At 54.7% G+C, this 18,982-nt stretch carries 16 protein-coding genes; 9 read left to right on the forward strand and 7 right to left on the reverse strand.

Going from position 1 to position 18,982, the window contains the following annotated elements; translation table 11 throughout:
- Positions 1-29 precede the first annotated feature (29 nt).
- Both fghA and EoCCA6_RS04345 read left to right on the forward strand, forming a co-directional pair.
- Positions 30-866, forward strand: a complete 837-nt coding sequence (gene fghA, locus EoCCA6_RS04340) for an S-formylglutathione hydrolase (RefSeq protein WP_152081632.1) — start codon at positions 30-32, stop codon at positions 864-866.
- A 271-nt stretch (positions 867-1,137) separates the two neighbouring features.
- Positions 1,138-3,123, forward strand: coding sequence for a ligand-gated channel protein (locus tag EoCCA6_RS04345; RefSeq protein ID WP_152081633.1), 1,986 nt, complete (start codon positions 1,138-1,140; stop codon positions 3,121-3,123).
- Positions 3,124-3,177: 54 nt separating this feature from the next.
- Here EoCCA6_RS04345 and EoCCA6_RS04350 read toward each other — a convergent pair whose 3' ends face one another.
- Both EoCCA6_RS04350 and yieE read right to left on the reverse strand, forming a co-directional pair.
- On the reverse strand, positions 3,178-4,647 hold the full coding sequence (locus EoCCA6_RS04350; RefSeq protein ID WP_152081634.1) for an amino acid permease: 1,470 nt from the start codon (positions 4,645-4,647) through the stop codon (positions 3,178-3,180).
- A 182-nt stretch (positions 4,648-4,829) separates the two neighbouring features.
- Positions 4,830-5,696: a DNA-binding transcriptional regulator YeiE gene (yieE, locus tag EoCCA6_RS04355; RefSeq protein ID WP_152081635.1), complete on the reverse strand. Its 867-nt coding sequence runs from the start codon at positions 5,694-5,696 to the stop codon at positions 4,830-4,832.
- A gap of 98 nt (positions 5,697-5,794) precedes the next feature.
- On the opposite strand from yieE, the gene EoCCA6_RS04360 reads away from it, so the two are divergent.
- Positions 5,795-6,841 carry a YeiH family protein gene (locus EoCCA6_RS04360; RefSeq protein WP_152081636.1) on the forward strand — a complete coding sequence of 349 codons (1,047 nt, stop codon included), beginning with the start codon at positions 5,795-5,797 and terminating at the stop codon, positions 6,839-6,841.
- A gap of 64 nt (positions 6,842-6,905) precedes the next feature.
- Positions 6,906-7,763 carry a deoxyribonuclease IV gene (gene nfo, locus EoCCA6_RS04365; RefSeq protein WP_152081637.1) on the forward strand — a complete coding sequence of 286 codons (858 nt, stop codon included), beginning with the start codon at positions 6,906-6,908 and terminating at the stop codon, positions 7,761-7,763.
- Positions 7,764-7,837: 74 nt separating this feature from the next.
- On the opposite strand, the gene fruA is transcribed toward nfo, so the two are convergent.
- The 3 genes from fruA to fruB are packed head-to-tail and all read right to left on the reverse strand — an operon-like array spanning position 7,838 to position 11,608.
- Positions 7,838-9,523, reverse strand: a complete 1,686-nt coding sequence (gene fruA / locus EoCCA6_RS04370) for a PTS fructose transporter subunit IIBC (RefSeq protein ID WP_152081638.1) — start codon at positions 9,521-9,523, stop codon at positions 7,838-7,840.
- Between the two features lie 16 nt (positions 9,524-9,539).
- Positions 9,540-10,478, reverse strand: coding sequence for a 1-phosphofructokinase (gene fruK / locus EoCCA6_RS04375; protein ID WP_152081639.1), 939 nt, complete (start codon positions 10,476-10,478; stop codon positions 9,540-9,542).
- On the reverse strand, positions 10,478-11,608 hold the full coding sequence (fruB, locus tag EoCCA6_RS04380) for a fused PTS fructose transporter subunit IIA/HPr protein (RefSeq protein WP_152081640.1): 1,131 nt from the start codon (positions 11,606-11,608) through the stop codon (positions 10,478-10,480). Before fruB ends, fruK begins: the two co-directional genes overlap by 1 nt.
- A 358-nt stretch (positions 11,609-11,966) precedes the next feature.
- Between fruB and setB the strand changes: the two genes are divergently transcribed.
- The gene (gene setB, locus EoCCA6_RS04385; protein ID WP_152081641.1) at positions 11,967-13,148 is read left to right on the forward strand and encodes a sugar efflux transporter SetB; all 1,182 of its coding nucleotides are present in this window, start codon (positions 11,967-11,969) and stop codon (positions 13,146-13,148) included.
- Here setB and EoCCA6_RS04390 read toward each other — a convergent pair.
- On the reverse strand, positions 13,145-13,399 hold the full coding sequence (locus tag EoCCA6_RS04390) for a YkgJ family cysteine cluster protein (protein ID WP_152081642.1): 255 nt from the start codon (positions 13,397-13,399) through the stop codon (positions 13,145-13,147). The two genes, setB and EoCCA6_RS04390, sit on opposite strands and share 4 nt — an antisense overlap.
- A 163-nt stretch (positions 13,400-13,562) precedes the next feature.
- Between EoCCA6_RS04390 and yeiP the strand changes: the two genes are divergently transcribed.
- Positions 13,563-14,135, forward strand: a complete 573-nt coding sequence (gene yeiP / locus EoCCA6_RS04395) for an elongation factor P-like protein YeiP (protein WP_008500940.1) — start codon at positions 13,563-13,565, stop codon at positions 14,133-14,135.
- A 116-nt stretch (positions 14,136-14,251) separates the two neighbouring features.
- Here yeiP and uxuA read toward each other — a convergent pair whose 3' ends face one another.
- Entirely contained in the window at positions 14,252-15,442 is a 1,191-nt protein-coding gene (gene uxuA, locus EoCCA6_RS04400; protein ID WP_152081643.1) for a mannonate dehydratase, read from the reverse strand.
- A 203-nt stretch (positions 15,443-15,645) separates the two neighbouring features.
- On the opposite strand from uxuA, the gene EoCCA6_RS04405 reads away from it, so the two are divergent.
- From EoCCA6_RS04405 to EoCCA6_RS04415, 3 genes are all read left to right on the forward strand, one after another.
- On the forward strand, positions 15,646-17,112 hold the full coding sequence (locus EoCCA6_RS04405; protein ID WP_152081644.1) for a mannitol dehydrogenase family protein: 1,467 nt from the start codon (positions 15,646-15,648) through the stop codon (positions 17,110-17,112).
- A gap of 123 nt (positions 17,113-17,235) precedes the next feature.
- Positions 17,236-18,222, forward strand: a complete 987-nt coding sequence (locus EoCCA6_RS04410) for a CobW family GTP-binding protein (RefSeq protein WP_152081645.1) — start codon at positions 17,236-17,238, stop codon at positions 18,220-18,222.
- A 34-nt stretch (positions 18,223-18,256) separates the two neighbouring features.
- Entirely contained in the window at positions 18,257-18,970 is a 714-nt protein-coding gene (locus EoCCA6_RS04415; RefSeq protein ID WP_152081646.1) for a phosphatase PAP2 family protein, read from the forward strand.
- Positions 18,971-18,982: the final 12 nt, after the last annotated feature.

Consider the following 18,982-nt stretch of genomic DNA (forward strand, 5'->3'; position numbering starts at 1 on the left):
GAATAGCAAACCGCACTGAGGAGCCCTGCATGGAACTGCTCGAAGAGCATCGTTGTTTTGAAGGCCGACAGCAGCGCTGGCGGCACGACTCCACCGTTCTGCACTGCGCCATGACGTTCAGCATTTTTCTGCCGCCGGCCAAAGATGGCGCTAAGCCTCCGGTTCTGTTCTGGCTGTCGGGTTTAACCTGCAACGACGAAAATTTCACCACTAAAGCTGGTGCGCAGCGCATTGCGGCGGAACTGGGCATTGCACTGGTCATGCCAGACACCAGCCCGCGCGGGGATGATGTCGCCGATGATGCCGGATATGATTTAGGTAAAGGTGCCGGGTTCTATCTGAACGCCACCCGTCAGCCGTGGGCGAGCCATTACCGTATGTACGACTACGTTCGCGACGAACTGCCTGCGCTGGTGCAAACGCAGTTTGACGTCAGCGAACGCTGCGCGATCAGCGGCCATTCTATGGGCGGACACGGCGCGCTGATTCTGGCGCTGAAAAACCCAGGAAAATATACCAGCGTGTCAGCCTTTGCGCCGATCGTGAATCCAGCGCAGGTGCCGTGGGGGCAGAAAGCGTTCGCGAATTATCTGGGTGATGATGCGAAAAAATGGCAGGCGTGGGACAGCTGTGCCCTGTTGCTGGCAAGCGAGGCGAAAGATGCGATTCCGACGCTTATCGATCAGGGCGATGCAGATCAGTTCCTCGCCGGTCAGCTACAGCCTGCGGTACTGGCTGAAGCAGCACGCCAGAAAGACTGGCCGCTGACGCTGCGTATTCAACCCGGCTACGATCACAGCTACTACTTTATTGCGTCCTTTATTGAGGATCATCTCCGCTTCCATGCGGAGCATCTGTTCAGATAAAGGCCCTCCTGCTATGCCCGGTGGCGTTTCGTTTACCGGGCCTTCTCCCCTCTTACATTCTTTACATTAATCTATCCGTTTGAATCCGCGCTATTTTCCCGCCACACAATCAAACACAAATGATTTCAATTATCATTTGTGTTTACAATTCTACATTCTTTTGTACAATTCCAGGCTCTTCTCCATCACAAAGAGTTCTTACAAGACAAATACATACAGTTCTCAGGGTTATCCCGATGGAGTTTTTTTCATTTTTATACGGAATGTACAAATGACTATACCTCGCGTTAAGGCACTGGCCGTCGCCATTGGCGTCGCCACACTTCCCCCATTCGTTTACGCAGCCGATCAGGATACCGTTGTCGTCACCGCGACGGGTTTTGAACAAAAGATCCAGAATGCTCCCGCGTCAATCTCCGTCATTTCAAAACAGCAGATTGAAGATAAGGCTTATCGCGACGTCACCGATGCGCTGAAAGATGTGCCGGGCGTCGTTGTCACCGGCGGTGGCAGCAGCAGCGATATTAGCATCCGCGGCATGGCTTCCCAGTACACGCTTTTCCTGGTCAACGGTAAGCGTATCAGCACCCGAAGCACCCGCCCTAATAGCGACAACTCGGGTATCGAACAGGGCTGGCTGCCGCCGCTGGAATCCATCGAGCGCATTGAGGTTATTCGTGGGCCAATGTCTTCCCTCTATGGTTCTGATGCGATGGGTGGCGTAATTAACGTCATCACCAAAAAAGTATCAAATACCAAAGCCTGGACCGGCTCATTGCACGGCGATGCCACATTCCAGGAAAACAATGATTCCGGTGATATTTTCCAGACCAACGCCTACGCCTCTGGTCCACTGATTGACGGCCTGCTTGGGGCAAAAGTGACGGGGCTGCTGTCACGTCGCGCAGAAGATAAAATTGAGAACGGCTATAACGAGCAGAAGATGCGTAACGGTGGCATCACGCTGAACTTCACGCCGGACGAGCAAAATGATTTCGACCTCGATTTTGCCCGTGAACTTCAGGACAGGAACAGCACGCCGGGTATGTCAAAAGCGGAAGAAACCTGTCGCGGAAATACCTGTACGCCAAACACCAAAAGTGAAACGCGTTACGAACATACGACCTGGGCTTTAACCCACAGCGGTTATTACAGCGACTTCAATACCACCAGCTATATCCAGCAGGAAGAGACCAATAACCCGGAACGCGAAATGCGTTCTTACAACACCACGTTCAACAACCAGAACCAGATCTTCCTGGGCGATCATACCCTGACGCTGGGTGGACAGTATCGCTACGAGAAACTGCGCGATAACGGCAACCAGCTGGAAGCAGCCGATGGGCTGAATAAGCTGACACGCTGGAGCTGGGCGCTGTTTGCCGAAGATGAATGGGCAATGACCGATACCTTCACGCTGACCGGCGGTCTGCGTATGGATAAAGACCAGAACTACGGTACGAACTGGACGCCACGCGGCTACGGTGTGTGGCATCTGGCCGATCAGTGGACGCTGAAAGGCGGGGTTTCTGCGGGCTATCGTGCGCCGGATCTGCGCCAGTCTTCTGCGAACTGGGGCCAGGTCACCGGTGGTGGACGCCTTGACGGTATTATCGTCGGTAACCCGGATTTGAAACCCGAAAAGAGCCTGAGCGAAGAGATTGCCCTGCTCTGGGATAACAACGACAACCTGAACGCCGGGGTGACGCTGTTTAATACCGACTTTAAAGACAAGATCACCGAAGTTCGCCGCTGTAACAGCAGGTCCGATCCCGCGTGTACTATTGGCGACTACACCTATGATTTCGTCAGCGACCGTGTCAACGTCGATAAAGCTAACATGCGCGGCGTGGAATCCACCTTCGGCTGGAAAATCACGCGAGATGTGAACTGGACGGCAAACTACACCTATACGGAATCTGAGCAGAAAAGCGGCCAGTTCTCCGGCAAACCGTTGAACAAAATGCCGAAGCATATGTTCAACACCACTCTGGACTGGCAGGCAACGCCGGACGTTGGCTTCTGGAGCCGTCTGAATCTTCGTGGCAAAACCTCTGAGTACCTGAGCCGTACCTCTATGTCTCAGGGCACGCCTTCTTATACTCAGGTTGATGTTGGTCTGCGCTACAACGCGAATAAGAACCTGCTGGTTACTGCCGGGGTTTACAACGTGCTTGATAAGCAGATTGATTACGACACCTATGACACCGTACTTGATGGCCGTCGTTACACCGTTGGCATGACGTACAGCTTCTGATCCTCATACAAAAAAGCCCGCTCAACTGAGCGGGCTTAAAGAGAGGAAGTGCGGTTATTGTTTAAATCGTTCCGGGAAATCCATTTCACTGTAGCGAACGAAGTGCGTGCCTTTCACCAGTTTGTAACCAAACCAGATAGCCAGAAACAGCGGAATACCAATGTAGGTCGCCATCACGCCACCCCAGTCGATGGTGTCTGACAAGAACGCCTCGTAATTCTGACCAAGCGTAATAATCAGGCACAGCACGAAGGCAAAAATCGGCCCCAGCGGGAAGAAACCTGAACGGTACGGCAGGTCATTCAGATCATGCCCCTGCATCACATAGCCGCGGCGGAAACGATAGTGGCTAATAGCAATGCCCAGCCAGGCGATAAAGCCCGTCATCCCGGAGGTGTTAAGCAGCCACAGGTACACCGTCTGGTTACCGAACATTGAGGTCAGGAAGCACAGACCCGCAATCACCGTAGTGGCATACAGCGCGTTGCGCGGCACGCCGCCGCGAGACAGTTTCGAGAAAATGCGCGGCGCTTTGCCGTCGCAGGCCAGGGTGTAGAGCATACGGGTGGAGGCGTACATGCCGGAGTTACCCGCAGAGAGCACCGCCGTCAGGATAACCGCATTCATCACCGCCGCCGCAGAAAGCAGACCAGCATGCTGGAAGACCAGGGTGAACGGGCTAACGCTGATGTCTTTCACGTCATTACGCAGCAGGCTTGGATCGGTATACGGGATGATCAGGCTGATGATCAGAATAGCGAACACATAGAACAGCAGGATACGCCAGAACACCTGACGCACCGCGCGCGGAATATTCTTCTCCGGGTTTTCGGATTCACCGGCCGCGATACCAATCAGTTCGGTTCCCTGGAAGGAGAAGCCAACAATCATTGCCACGCCAATCATCGCCGAGAAGCCACCGGCAAACGGCGCATCACCTATGGTCCAGTTGCTCCAGCCCGCCGGTTCAGTGCCTTTGAAAATACCAACGATCATCGCCACACCGACGACGATAAAGATGATGACGGTTGCCACTTTAATCAAAGAGAACCAGTATTCCGCTTCACCAAAACCGCGAACGGAGATGTAGTTCAGCAGGAAGATCACGGCCAGGAACAGCGCACTCCAGATCCAGCCTGGCGTATCCGGGAACCACCAGGTCATCACCAGCTGTGCGGCGACCAGGTCAACGGCGATGGTTACCGCCCAGTTGTACCAGTAGTTCCAGCCCAGTGCGAAACCGAAGCCTTCTTCAACGTATTTTTGACCGTAGGTTGAAAACGAACCCGACACCGGCATATATGCCGCCAGTTCGCCCAGACTGGTCATCAGGAAATAGACCATCAGGCCAATCAGGATATAAGAGAAAAGTGCCCCACCAGGGCCTGCTGCCGAAATGGTTGCGCCAGAGGCAACGAAAAGACCTGTACCGATTGAACCGCCGATGGCGATCATCGTCAGGTGACGCGCCTTGAGTTCGCGACGTAGCGCGGGCGCTTCTGTGGTTTTAGTTTCTGAAACCATGTGAAAATGCTGTCCATCTAATAAATGAGGCGCGATTGTAGCAGACGATACGCGTTCCATCTGGCAGAAATACGCAGTTATAAGAGAGCTTCATGACTCGGCCAGGATTATAAGTAAAGCAGAAAAAGACGGGGTGAAAAGTACGAGTAGCCCCGGAAAGCGAAGCGCCACCGGGGAGTTTTTCAGATTTCGCAATAGCGCAAAAAGCGCTGCAAAGAACTGGAAAGATGTTTCTGGCGGTGATGAATGCACCACAACGTGCGCACCAGTTTCGGCAACGGAATCGGGATTTCAACCAGTGTGCCGGCCTCAAGCTGCTCGACAATCACCCGGCGAGAGAGGCAACTGATCCCCAGACCGTGGCGTACCGCGTGCTTGATGGCTTCGGAGTTCCCCAGTTCCATCCCAAGCTGGAACTGCGGCAGGTGCGACAGCAGCAGGTAATCGACAATTTCACGCGTACCGGAGCCTTGCTCACGCAAAATCCACTGCGCCTGAGCAAGGCGCTCCAGCGTGACTTCGCCCTGTAATAATGAAGAGGCCGGTGAGGCGAACACCACCAGTTCATCTTCCAGCCAGGGCTCTGCAATGATATCCACGTTATGGCATGGCCCTTCGATCAGGCCAATATCCACGCGGAAATCGATCACCGCGTTAATCACATCCTGGCTATTACCGACGCTCATCTCCAGCGGCAGGGTCGGGAAATCCCGGCGATAGCGGGCAATCACTTCCGGCAGGATGTAGTTCCCAATCGTACTACTGGCATAAACACGGATCGCACCGTTGTCTTCGCGGAACAATTGTTCTATTTCCATCGCCTGCTCCAGCAGCGCCAGCGCGCGCGGGTAAAGCAGGCGGCCATGTTCATTGACCACCAGCCGCTTCCCTACCCTGTCGAAAAGCTGCACGCCAAGCTGCCCTTCAAGATCGGTTAACGCGGCGCTGACCGCAGACTGCGAGAGAGCCAGCATCTGCGACGCCTGTGTCGTCGACCCGCTTTTCAGCACCTCGGCAAAAACTTCCAGCTGACGCAATGTAATGTGCATGATTGCTTACCACTTATAAAGATTGATTATAAATATATAATCAATTTTATTTTTAAGCCAGCGCGCCGTAACCTTTTAGCCAGACAAAGGAGAAGGTTATGTCAGAACTCACCTTACAGCATCATCGTACATTGTGGCACGTCGTGCCGGGCCTGGCGCTCAGCGCCGTGGTGACTGGCGTGGCGTTATGGAGCGGCAGCATTCCGGCTGTCGCGGGGGCAGGATTCAGTGCCTTAACGCTGGCTATTTTGCTCGGCATGGTGGTTGGAAACACCGTTTATCCGCATATCTGGAAATCCTGCGACGGCGGCGTGATTTTTGCTAAGCAGCACTTGCTGCGCCTGGGGATCATTCTTTACGGCTTCCGTCTCACCTTTTCGCAGATTGCGGATGTCGGCGTAAGCGGGATCGCCATTGACGTCCTGACGCTGACCAGCACGTTTTTACTGGCGTGCGTTATCGGACAGAAAGTATTCGGACTGGATAAACAAACCAGCTGGCTGATTGGCGCGGGCAGCAGCATCTGCGGTGCGGCGGCAGTGCTGGCAACGGAACCGGTGGTGAAAGCGGAATCCAGCAAAGTGACCGTAGCGGTAGCGACCGTCGTTATCTTCGGTACGCTGGCGATTTTCCTTTACCCGGCCATGTATCCACTGGTTGCTCACTGGTTTAGCCCGGAAACCTATGGCATCTATATTGGCTCAACCATGCATGAAGTGGCGCAGGTGGTGGCGGCTGGTCACGCCATTAATCCGGAAGCGGAAAACGCGGCGGTGATAGCCAAAATGCTGCGCTTGATGATGCTGGCCCCGTTCCTGATTATCCTGGCGGCAAGAGTCAAACAGCTGGCTCCGGCAGGCGGTAACCAGAAAAGCAAAATCACCATTCCGTGGTTTGCGATCCTGTTTATCGTGGTAGCGATATTTAACTCTTTCCATCTGTTGCCAAAAGCGCTGGTGGATATGCTGGTCACGCTGGATACGGTACTGCTGGCGATGGCAATGGCGGCGCTGGGGGTGACCACTCACGTCAGTGCGCTGAAAAAAGCCGGTGCGAAACCGCTGCTGATGGCACTGGTGCTCTTTATCTGGCTGATTGTTGGCGGTGGCGCGATTAACCTCGCGGTTCACAGCCTGATGGCATAAACCACTACATCCTTCTTCTGTTAACCCGCTATCATAGGCATTTCGGGTTAACAGGAGTCCCTTTATGAAATACGTTGGAGCGCACGTCAGCGCTGCAGGTGGCCTGGCGAATGCCGCCATTCGTGCCGCCGAAATCGAGGCGACCGCTTTCGCCCTGTTCACCAAAAACCAGCGCCAGTGGCGTGCTGCCGCGCTTACCACTGAAGTGATTGATGATTTCAAAGCCGCCTGCGAGAAATACCACTTCGGGCCGGGCCAAATTCTCCCTCATGACAGCTATCTGATTAACCTCGGCCACCCGGTCGAAGAGGCGCTGGAAAAATCCCGTGAGGCGTTTCTCGATGAAGTGCAGCGCTGCGAACAGCTTGGGCTGACGCTGCTGAACTTCCATCCCGGTAGTCATCTGATGCAGATTGACGAAGATGCCTGTCTGGCGCGCATTGCTGAGTCCATTAACATCACGCTGGATAAAACCAAAGGCGTCACCGCAGTGATCGAAAATACCGCCGGTCAGGGCAGCAACCTCGGCTTTAAGTTTGAACATCTGGCGGCGATTATTGACGGCGTGGAAGACAAGTCCCGCGTGGGCGTGTGCATTGATACCTGCCACGCGTTTGCGGCCGGGTATGACCTGCGCACTACCGAGGCAACAAAAGATACCTTCGATGAGTTCGAGCGCATCGTGGGCTTTCAGTACCTGCGCGGGATGCACCTGAACGATGCGAAAAGCGCGTTCGGCAGCCGCGTCGACCGCCACCACAGCCTCGGTGAAGGCAATATCGGCCACGATGCGTTCCGGTTTATTATGCAGGATGCCCGCTTCGACGGTATTCCGATGGTGCTTGAGACTATTAATCCGGATATCTGGGCGGAAGAGATTGCCTGGCTGAAGGCACAGCAAACCGCAGAACATGCGGCATAAAAAAAGCCGGGTGCTTAATGCGACCCGGCTTTTTTGCAGGTCGGGTAAGGCGTAACCGCCACCCGACACATCGTTTAGGCTGCTTTCGCTACCACGTCCGCTTCCGGGCGCTTCAGCACCGCATATGACAGACCCGCCACCAGCGTACCCGCGATAATTGCCAGCAGGTAACCCAGCACCGGCGTGATTGCGCCAGGGATCAGCAGTACGAACAGACCGCCGTGCGGAGCCATCAGTTTCGCGCCGACCGCCATGGAAATCGCACCCGTAACCGCACCGCCGATGATACAGCAAGGCAGAACACGCATTGGGTCACGCGCCGCGAACGGGATCGCCCCTTCGGTGATGAAGCACAAGCCCAGCACCAGCGCCGCTTTGCCACCTTCCTGCTGTGCTTTATCGAACTTACGACGGGCAACGATCGTTGCCAGACCGAGAGCCAATGGAGGCACCATACCCGCCGCCATAATCGCTGCCATCGGCGCGTAGGTCTGGGTACTCAGCAGGCCCACGCCAAACGCGTATGCCGCTTTGTTTACCGGACCACCCATATCGGTACACATCATGCCACCGAGGATAGCGCCCAGCAGAACCGCGTTCGCCGTCCCCATGGTTTGCAGCCAGTGGGTCAGACCTTCCAGAATACCCGCAACCGGTTTGCCAATGAGGTAAATCATCGCCAGACCGACCACCAGACTGGAGATCAGCGGAATGATCAGGATCGGTTTCAGCGCTTCCATACTTTGCGGCAGCTTCAGCTTCGAGCTGATCAGTTTCGCGACATAACCCGCCAGGAAGCCCGCAATGATACCGCCGATAAAACCGGAACCGGTGCTCACGGCCAGCATACCGCCGATCAGACCCGGCGTCAGGCCAGGACGGTCAGCAATGGAGAAGGCAATAAAACCAGCCAGCACCGGGACCATCAGCGCAAACGCGGAGCCACCACCAATCTGCATCAACGCAGCAGCCAGCGTGCCCTGCTCTTTAAACGCTTCAATACCAAATGCAAAAGAAAGCGCGATGCACAGACCGCCTGCCACTACCATCGGCAGCATGTAAGAGACACCGGTCAGCAGGTGGCGATACGCGCCCGCAGACTCTTTTTTCCCTTCGGTAGCGGTTTTCGCCGCGCCGCTTGCCTGATAAGGCCTGGCTTCAGCCAGCGCTTTATCAAACTCCTGCGCCGTCTTTTTCAGCGCCAGGCCGGTAGAGGTGCGGTACATCGGTTTTCCGGCAAACTTCGCCAGATCCACTTCGATATCCGCCGCGACAATCACCAGATCGGCTTCAGCCACCTCTTCAGGCGTGATCGCATTGCCTGCACCTACGGAGCCACGTGTTTCAACTTTCACCCACCAGCCGCGCTTTTTCGCTTCGGTTTCAATGGCTTCAGCCGCCATAAAGGTATGTGCCACACCCGTCGGGCAAGCCGTTACGGCGACAATGCGTTTCGGGCCAGACGCCGCAACAGGTGCCTCAGCAACGGGGGCACTGTAGACCGACGCATGGCTTTTCGCTTCACTCAGGAACAGCTCCGGATGCGCAACCGCGCGATTGATATCGCCCAGCCACACTTTTTTGCCGTTCAGTGCGCTGTCCACCGGGATTTTATCGCCCAGAACAATCGCCAGCTCGGCATCACCTGGGTTATCGATAATCTCCAGGTGTGCTTTTTGTGCCGCCGCGCCCAGCAGCGTCTTCGCCATATAGGCGCGAGCCTGTCCGAGACCGGAGTCAATGATCAGCAGCGTTTTCATTATTCCTCTCCTGCTGTTAGTTAAAAGGTTTTAAGTCAACGCGCGCCATCATCGCGGCTAACTGGGTACGATCGGTAATACCGACATTGCTCTGGCTAACGGCCAGGGCCGCAACGGCGGTGGCAAGACGTAACGTATGTTCACTGGATTCTCGCATCAGCAGGCCGTAAATCAGGCCGCCGACCATGGAATCCCCTGCGCCAACGGTGCTGACAACATCGACCGACGGCGGTTTGGCAATCCATTCGCCAGAGGCGTTAACCCACAGCGCACCTTCTGCACCGAGAGAAATCACCACGTGAGCGATACCCTGCTCGCGCAACGCATGAGCAGCTTCAATGACATCTTTTAATTCTGGCAGCTTACGCCCAGCCCAGATCTCCAGTTCACGACGGTTTGGCTTCACCAGCCACGGCGCGGCTTTCAGACCTGCGACCAGCGCATCACGGCTGCTGTCGAAAATAATGCACGGACACTGGCTGCGCAGGCGCGTCATCCAGTCGGTGAAGGCTTCAGGGCTTACGCCGGACGGCAGACTGCCGCTCACGCACACCATGTCGAACTGTCCGAGCCAGGTCAGGGAATCGTTAACAAAACGTTCCCAGTCGGACGGCGTGACTTCAAAACCAGAGAAGTTCAGATCGGTCACTTCACCGTCTTTCTCCGTCAGCTTTACGTTGATACGGGTACGGCCCTGGACCACCTGGAAACGGTTCGCAATACCCAGCTCGCTGAACAGCTGCTGGAAACCGTCCTGGTTATCTTTGCCGAGGAAGCCGCCCACGGTGACATCAATACCCAGATCTTTAAGCACTTTCGCTACGTTAATCCCTTTACCCGCAGCATGCAGGCCAGTGGTACGCACGAGGTTAACTTCACCGCGCTCAATTTCCGGGCAGAAGCCCACCAGGTCGTAAGCCGGGTTCAGCGTGATTGTCGCAACACGTCTGCTCATTATGCGCCCTCCCCCAGACCGGCCGCGATGGCATCGCCAATCGCTTTCAGCGCCTGTTCAGCATCTGCCCCCTGTGCGGTAAAACGCAGACGGTGACCTTTCTTCACGCCCAGCGCGACAACCTTCATCAGGCTACGGCCATTGGCCGGCTTGCCAGAACCGTCCAGATTGGTGACGGTGATTTCACTTTCGAACTGCTTGATGGTGTTCACCAGCATGGTGCCCGGACGCGCATGCAGACCGTGTTCATTTCGGACCACAAACTCAGCACTCAGCACGTCGTCAGTCAGCGCATCGTCACTGGTCAGCAGGGCCAGCAGAGTGGCAGCATCCGCATTCAGCAGTTTTTCAGCTTTATTGTTCATAAGCAGATCGCCCAGACGCTTCAGCACGGAAACCGGCTGTTCATCGGCCATCGCGACGGTAACGAGCACTGCAGCGCGTTCACCTTCAACGTCAAACGCGGTGGCCGCGCGGCTGACGGCAATAGCGCTACGCAGGTTCCCTTCAGCACTGTCGTTCAGCCAGATACCCTGGCCCAGATTCAACGGCTTATCATTAATCGCACGTGTCACGAAGCTGGCATCTGCCGCACCGGCTTCTTTCAGACGACCCGCATTCAGTGCCTGCAGCGTGACCAGATCGGAAGCGGCGACATCCAGCGTCAGCGTTTCATTATCCAGTTTCAGCGCTTCGCTCTGTTTTTCACCCATCAGCAAGGCGCGCAACTCTTCCGCTGTCGTGGCGGATTTCAGCTGTTCAGCCACGGAGTCATCACTCAGCACATGCGTCAGCTGACGCAGCAGACCTAAATGTTCGTCGCTGCTGGCGGCAATACCGATAGCCACATAAGCCACCTGGCCCTCGCCCCACACCACACCCTGAGGGAACTGATAAACCTGAACGCCGGTTTTCAGCACCTGGTCGCGTGTGTCGGTCGTGCCGTGTGGAATGGCAATGCCATTGCCAAGGAAGGTCGACGTCTGCTGCTCGCGAGCCAGCATGCCATCAACATAGCCTTCAGCCACGTTGCCCGCCTGCACAAGGGCAGCGGCAACCTGGCGAATAGCCTCTTCTTTATTCCCGGCCTGCGCGGCCGGGTGGATATCCTGAACAGATAACTGGAACATGGTTCTCCTCTCCTGCTGAAATTGAATCGTTTCAGCTTAATTGAGAAAAAATGCGCTAACCTGCTCCGTTAGTTAAAACAAGGTAGCGCTGAAACGTTTCAAGAAGTCTTGCTCTTTCTCCAGTATGTTGCAAGAAAAGTTACAATTCTGATTTCAGAAGTTAGATACGCAGCACATTTCTTCATCGTTCAGCTAATATTGCTGACGTTCAGCAGACCCTTTTCAGCAATGTTCAGCCTGAAATCGTAACCTGAAATGCTATTTTGATTTTTCGTGGCGAAATTGATCGGAGCATCTGTTTATTTTCTGACAGGCGGCGTACACTCCGCGTCTCTTTATGAACTGCCGATCGTGAAAGATGCATAACACCCCCGCTGCCGCCTCACCAAAGCCCTTTGATTTGACGTCAACGGCGTTTTTGATTGTTGCCTTCCTCACCGGAATTGCCGGTGCGTTACAAACACCAACGCTGAGTTTATTTCTGACCAACGAAGTCCATGCCCGTCCGGCGATGGTCGGCTTCTTCTTTACCGGAAGCGCCATTATCGGCATTCTGGTCAGCCAGTTTCTCGCCGGACGCTCCGACAAAAAAGGCGACCGCAAAAGCCTGATCGTCTTCTGCTGCTTACTGGGCGTCTTTGCCTGTGTGCTGTTTGCCTGGAACCGTAACTATTTCGTTCTGCTGTTTGTGGGCGTATTCCTGAGCAGCTTCGGCTCTACCGCTAACCCGCAGATGTTCGCACTTGCCCGCGAGCATGCCGACCATACCGGACGTGAAGCGGTGATGTTCAGCTCTATATTACGCGCGCAGGTGTCGCTGGCTTGGGTGATTGGTCCGCCGCTGGCTTACGCACTGGCGATGGGCTTTGGCTTTACGGTGATGTACCTGAGCGCGGCTGTCGCGTTTGTGGTGTGCGGCGCGATGGTGTGGTTCTTCCTCCCGTCGATGCGCAAAGAGCCAAAAGTCGCGACCGGAACGCTCGAAGCTCCGCGCCGCAACCGCCGTGATGCGTTGTTGTTATTCATCATCTGTACGCTGATGTGGGGAACCAATAGCCTCTACATTATTAATATGCCGCTGTTTATTATTGATGAGCTGCATCTGCCGGAGAAGCTGGCGGGGATCATGATGGGCACCGCAGCAGGGCTTGAGATCCCGACGATGCTGATCGCGGGCTATTACGCGAAGCGTTTCGGGAAGCGTTTTTTAATGCGGATTGCCGCCGTCGCGGGGCTGCTGTTCTACATCGGTATGCTGACGGTACATACGCCGGCGTTGCTGCTGGCTTTACAGCTGCTGAACGCCATCTATATCGGCATTCTGGCCGGGATTGGCATGCTCTACTTCCAGGATCTGATGCCAGGACAGGCAGGCTCCGCCACCACCCTTTATACTAATACGACCCGTGTAGGCTGGATTATTGCAGGCTCAATGGCGGGTATCGTTGCTGAGATCTGGAATTATCATTCAGTGTTCTGGATTGCACTGGTGATGTGCGTCCTGACCATAACCTGCCTGACGCGGATTAAAGACGTTTAAGGTGCGGTGAGCGACTCAAGCTCAAGAAGATATGTCATGGCCTCGGCGCGCGTGCTGCCGCACATTTCCGCTGAAGGCTGAAGCCCGGCACACACCTTCGGGCGCAGGGGCGAGCCAAAGATCATACACAGGTTGGTTTCAGAGAGCTGAACGCAACGGGTATTGGCAGGCTTGCCCTCCGGCATTCCTGGAATGGGGCTTGAAATGGACGGTGCGGTACAGCACGCGCCACAATCTGGACGACAATCCATAAATGCTCTCTATTGGTGACGAACGCCCGCGCAGTCAGGCATTGGACGCACAGTAACACCTTTTATGTATTGATAGCAAAAGCCACGAATTCCGCTTGCCTGAAAGGCCGCGCGCGAGTAATTTGGCGCGATATTTTTACCTCCCGTAAACAGGATTACTGCAATGCCAAGAGCGAATGAAATTAAGAAAGGTATGGTACTGAATTACAACGGCAAGCTGCTGATTGTGAAAGACATCGATATTCAGGCCCCCAGCGCCCGTGGTGCAGCAACGCTGTACAAAATGCGTTTCGCCGATGTTCGTACCGGCCTGAAGGTTGAAGAACGTTTCAAAGGTGACGATATCGTTGATACCGTGACCCTGACCCGTCGCTATGTTGATTTCTCTTATATCGACGGCAACGAGTACGTGTTCATGGATAAAGAAGATTACACCCCCTATATCTTCACCAAAGATCAGATCGAAGAAGAACTGCTGTTCATTCCTGAAGGCGGTATGCCGGACATGCAGGTTCTGACGTGGGATGGCGTGCTGCTGGCGCTGGAACTGCCACAGACGGTGGATCTTGAAATCGTTGAAACCGCACCAGGCATCAAAGGCGCGTCTGCAAGTGCGCGCAACAAACCGGCTACCCTGACCACCGGTCTGGTTGTGCAGGTTCCTGAGTATCTGTCTGCTGGCGAGAAAATCCGCATCCATATCGAAGAAAAACGCTATATGGGTCGCGCTGACTGATTGCGGCATTTGTAGGGTGGCGGCTTCGCCTTACCCGACCTACAAAACACGAAAAACCGGCTCTCAGGCCGGTTTTTCGTAGGCACGTTAAGCGTAGCGCCACCAGGCGACAGAGCTTACAGAAGCTCCGGATACTTCGTCATCTTCAGCGCCAGCTCCACGCCGCGCACTTCCGCCATCCCTTTCAGACGGCCAATCGCCGAATAGCCTGGATTGGTTTTCTTGCGAAGATCGTCCAGCATCTGATGTCCGTGGTCAGGACGGAACGGGATCGGGCGGGTATCTCCCGCGTGCTTACGACGCAGCTCTTCGGCCAGAATGGCATCCACCACCGCGACCATGTTCACGTCGCCGCCAAGATGCGCCGCTTCGTGGAAGGTTTTTGGGTTCTCTTCACGGCAGGTTGCCCGCAGGTGCGTGAAGTGAATGCGATCGCCAAAGGTTTCGATCATCCGGACCAGGTCGTTATCTGCCCGCACGCCGTAAGAGCCGGTGCACATGGTGAAGCCGTTATAAATGCTATCTACCGTCTCTTTCAGCCACTGCATGTCTTCAATGGTAGAAACGATACGCGGCAGACCGAGGATTGGACGCGGTGGATCGTCAGGATGAATAGCCAGTCGCACGCCCGCCTCTTCTGCAACAGGCACAATCGCGCGCAGGAAGTACGCCATGTTTTCACGCAGCTGATTTTTATCGATATCGCCATACTCCGCCAGACGCGCACGGAACTGATCCAGGGTATAACCTTCTTCTGCTCCCGGCAGGCCCGCGATAATGTTGCGGGTCAGCTTTTCGATGTCCGCTTCGCTGGCTGCATTGAACCACTGCAGGGCCTGCTGCTGCTCTTCCGCGGTGTAGTCCGCTTCTGCGCCAGGACGTTTCAGGATATGCAGCTCGAATGCGGCAAATGCGATCTGGTCAAATCGCAGCGCTCTGGAGCCGTCAGCAAGTTGATACTCAAGGTCGGTACGCGTCCAGTCCAGAATCGGCATAAAGTTATAGCAGACGGTATCAATACCGCAGGCTGCGAGGTTACGAATGCTCTGCTGGTAGTTGGCGATCCAGGTTTTATATTCGCCGGAATGGGTTTTAATATCTTCATGAACCGGAATGCTTTCAACAACAGACCAGGTTAAGCCTTTTTCCGCCAGCAGTGCCTGGCGCTTTTTAATTTCGTCTACCGGCCATACCTGGCCGTTAGGAATGTGATGCAGTGCCGTAACGACACCCGTTGCGCCAGCCTGACGCACATCATCAAGAGAAACCGGATCGTTCGGCCCGTACCAACGCCAGGTTTGTTCCATTACCCACCCCTCAAGTTGTTATACCAATATGTGATACTGCGATGACGACTACCATACATGTTTACGAAAAAGGGTCAACACAGCCCGCTGCATTGATTGATCAATCTCACATAACAGGGATATTTACGGCTTACCAATTCAATTTGTTGTCATATAACTTTACACTGCCATTGTTAATTAATGGTTAATCAGGTGTGTATTTCATGAAGACTATTGCCTCCACCGCGCTTCCTGCCCATGTCCAGCAGCCTCGCTACGATCGCACGCTATTACGCTCGCGCATCGTCCACTTTGGGTTTGGTGCGTTTCACCGCGCGCATCAGGCGTTGTTAACAAACAGAGTGCTCAATGCCAAAGGCGGTGACTGGGGGATATGTGAGATTAGCCTGTTCAGCGGCGATGTCCTGATGAGCCAGCTTCGCGCGCAGGATCACCTCTTCACCGTGCTGGAAAAAGGCGCGGAAGGAAATCAACCGATCATCGTGGGGGCTGTTCATGAGTGCCTGAATGCAAAACTGGACTCGCTGGCTGCCATTATTGAGAAATTTTGCGAACCGCAGGTGGCGATTGTTTCGCTTACCATTACCGAAAAAGGCTATTGCATCGACCCGGCCACCGGCAAGCTGGATATGCAAAATGCCCGTATTCTTCATGACCTGGAAAACCCGACTGAACCCCATTCCGCGCCCGGTATTCTGGTCGAAGCACTCAGCCGTCGTCGCGATCGCAATCTGCCGGCCTTCACCGTGCTCTCCTGCGACAACATTCCTGATAACGGTCACGTGGTAAAAAATGCCGTACTCGGTATGGCTCAGAAGCGTTCCCCGGCGCTTGCCGGGTGGATCGATGCCCATGTCAGCTTCCCTGGCACCATGGTCGACAGGATTGTCCCGGCCGCCACCGACGCTTCGCTGGCGGAAATCACGCAGGAACTGGGTGTTGAAGATCCTTGCGCCATCAGCTGTGAACCGTTTATTCAGTGGGTTGTGGAAGATAAGTTTGTCGCCGGACGCCCGGACTGGGAAGTGGCGGGTGTGCAAATGGTGGAGGACGTTTTACCCTGGGAGCAAATGAAATTGCGAATGCTCAACGGCAGCCACTCTTTCCTCGCGTACCTCGGTTATCTCGCTGGCTACGCGCATATTAATGAATGTATGCAGGATGACAGCTTCCGTGAGGCCGCGCGCCGTTTAATGCTGGATGAACAAGCCCCTACGCTGCATATCAATGGCGTCGACCTTATTGCTTACGCCGATAGCCTCATTGACCGTTTTGCCAACCCGGCGTTACAGCACCGGACCTGGCAAATCGCGATGGATGGTAGCCAGAAACTGCCTCAGCGCATGCTGGACGGTGTCCGGGTGCATCTTGAGCACAAAACCGCGTGGCCATTACTGGCGCTGGGTATCGCAGGCTGGATGCGCTACGTCAGCGGCGTAGATGAACGCGGCCACAGCATTGATGTTCGCGACCCGCTCAGCGATAAGATCCGCGCCATTGTTGACGCCAGCAGCGATGCGGAACGTGTTAATGCTCTGCTTGGGCTGAGTGAAATCTTTGGTCACGACCTGCCGCAGTATCCTGAGTTCGTAGAGGCCGTCAGCCAGGCGTACCAGCGTGTTGCTCGCCACGGTGCGCGTCAGGCCGTTGTCGAGACGTTAAATATTTAACGATTATTGCGTTTAAGGCGAACGGAAATGCCCTCCGTTCGCCCGCCCTCTTCTCATTGCACCGTTTTTTCGTCAGGATGATAGATAATTGTTAAAGCATCACGATTATTTATCGGAGCGCACGTGACCAAAACCAACCTGATCACCGGTTTTCTCGGTAGCGGTAAAACCACCTCGATTCTGCATCTGCTGGCAAATAAAGATCCGGCAGAGAAATGGGCCGTTCTGGTCAATGAATTTGGCGAAGTCGGTATTGATGGCGCGTTGCTGGCCGACAGCGGCGCGATGATTAAAGAGATCCCCGGCGGATGTATGTGCTGCGTGAATGGCCTGCCCATGCAGGTTGGACTGAACACGCTGCTGCGCCAGGGCAAACCCGATCGTCTGTTGATTGAACCCACCGGTCTGGGCCACCCGAAGCAAATTCTCGATTTATTGACCGCGCCGGTTTATGAGCCGTGGATCGACCTGCGAGCCACGCTGTGCCTTCTCGATCCTCGCCAGTTGCTGGATGAGAAAACGGTGAATAATGAGAACTTCCGCGATCAACTCGCTTCTGCAGACATCATCGTGGCGAATAAAGAAGATCGCGCTACGGCAGAAAGCCAGGCCGCGTTCGATGCCTGGTGGCAACGTTCAGGTAACGGGCGTCAGCGTATTCAGACCACTCAGGGGAAGATTGACAGCGCCCTGCTGGATCGCCCTCGCCTGAACCTGGCTGAACTGCCATCCAGCGCAGAACACAACCATAGTCATAGCGTAAAGCAAGGTCTGGCGGCATTGAGCCTGCCGGAACATCAGCGCTGGCGGCGAAACCTGAACAGCGGCCAGGGACATCAGGCGTGCGGGTGGATTTTCGATGCCGATACGGTTTTCGACACCATTGGTATACTTGAGTGGGCGAGGCTGGCACCCGTCGATCGCGTTAAAGGCATTATGCGCACCCAGGACGGTCTGGTTCGTATTAATCGTCAGGGTGAAGATTTCTTTATTGAAACGCAGAATGTTGCGCCGCCTGATAGTCGAATAGAGCTAATTAGTGCGGTTAACACCGACTGGAACACATTACAGTCCAGCCTGTTGAAGATTCGTTTAACTTCCGGCGGCTAACGTTGCCCCTGATTTAACTGCTTGCTGAAGAATGATGACAACTCGATTTCCTTTGATTCTGCTGCTTAACGCCGCTGGCCTGGCGCTGTTCTTCTCCTGGTATTTGCCGGTGAACCACGGTTTTTGGTTCCCGCTGGATTCCGGGCTTTTTCACTTCTTTAACCAGGCGCTGGTAAAGAGTCAGGCGTTCCTGTGGCTGGTAGCCATCACCAACAACCGCGCCTTCGACGGCTGCTCGCTGCTGGCGATGGGCTGCCTGATGCTCTCTTTCTGGCTGAAGGAGGACAAGTCAGGACGCCGCCGCATTATGATTATTGGTCTGGTAATGCTGCTGACCGCGGTAATCGTTAACCAGCTGGCACAACATCTGATGCCGGTAAAACGCGCCAGCCCTTCACTCTATTTCCCGAATATTAACCGCGTCAGCGAATTGCTGCATATTTCAACGAAAGACGCCTCGAAGGATAGTTTCCCCGGCGATCATGGCATGATGCTGCTTATTTTTTCCGCGTTCATGCTGCGTTATTTCGGCAAAAAAGCGTTCGCTATAGCCCTTATGATTGTTGTGGTATTTGCATTCCCGCGCGTCATGATCGGCGCTCACTGGCTGTCGGATATTGCGGTTGGTTCACTTTCCGCCGTGTTGATTGGTTTGCCGTGGTGCCTGATGACGCCATTAAGCGATCGGCTTATTGCGCTTTTTGATCGCTATCTTCCCGGCAAAATGCAACAAGCAATAAACAAATAATTAACTCAAATT

The sequence above is a fragment of the Enterobacter oligotrophicus genome, assembly GCF_009176645.1.
Taxonomy (GTDB): Bacteria; Pseudomonadota; Gammaproteobacteria; order Enterobacterales; family Enterobacteriaceae; genus Enterobacter; species Enterobacter oligotrophicus.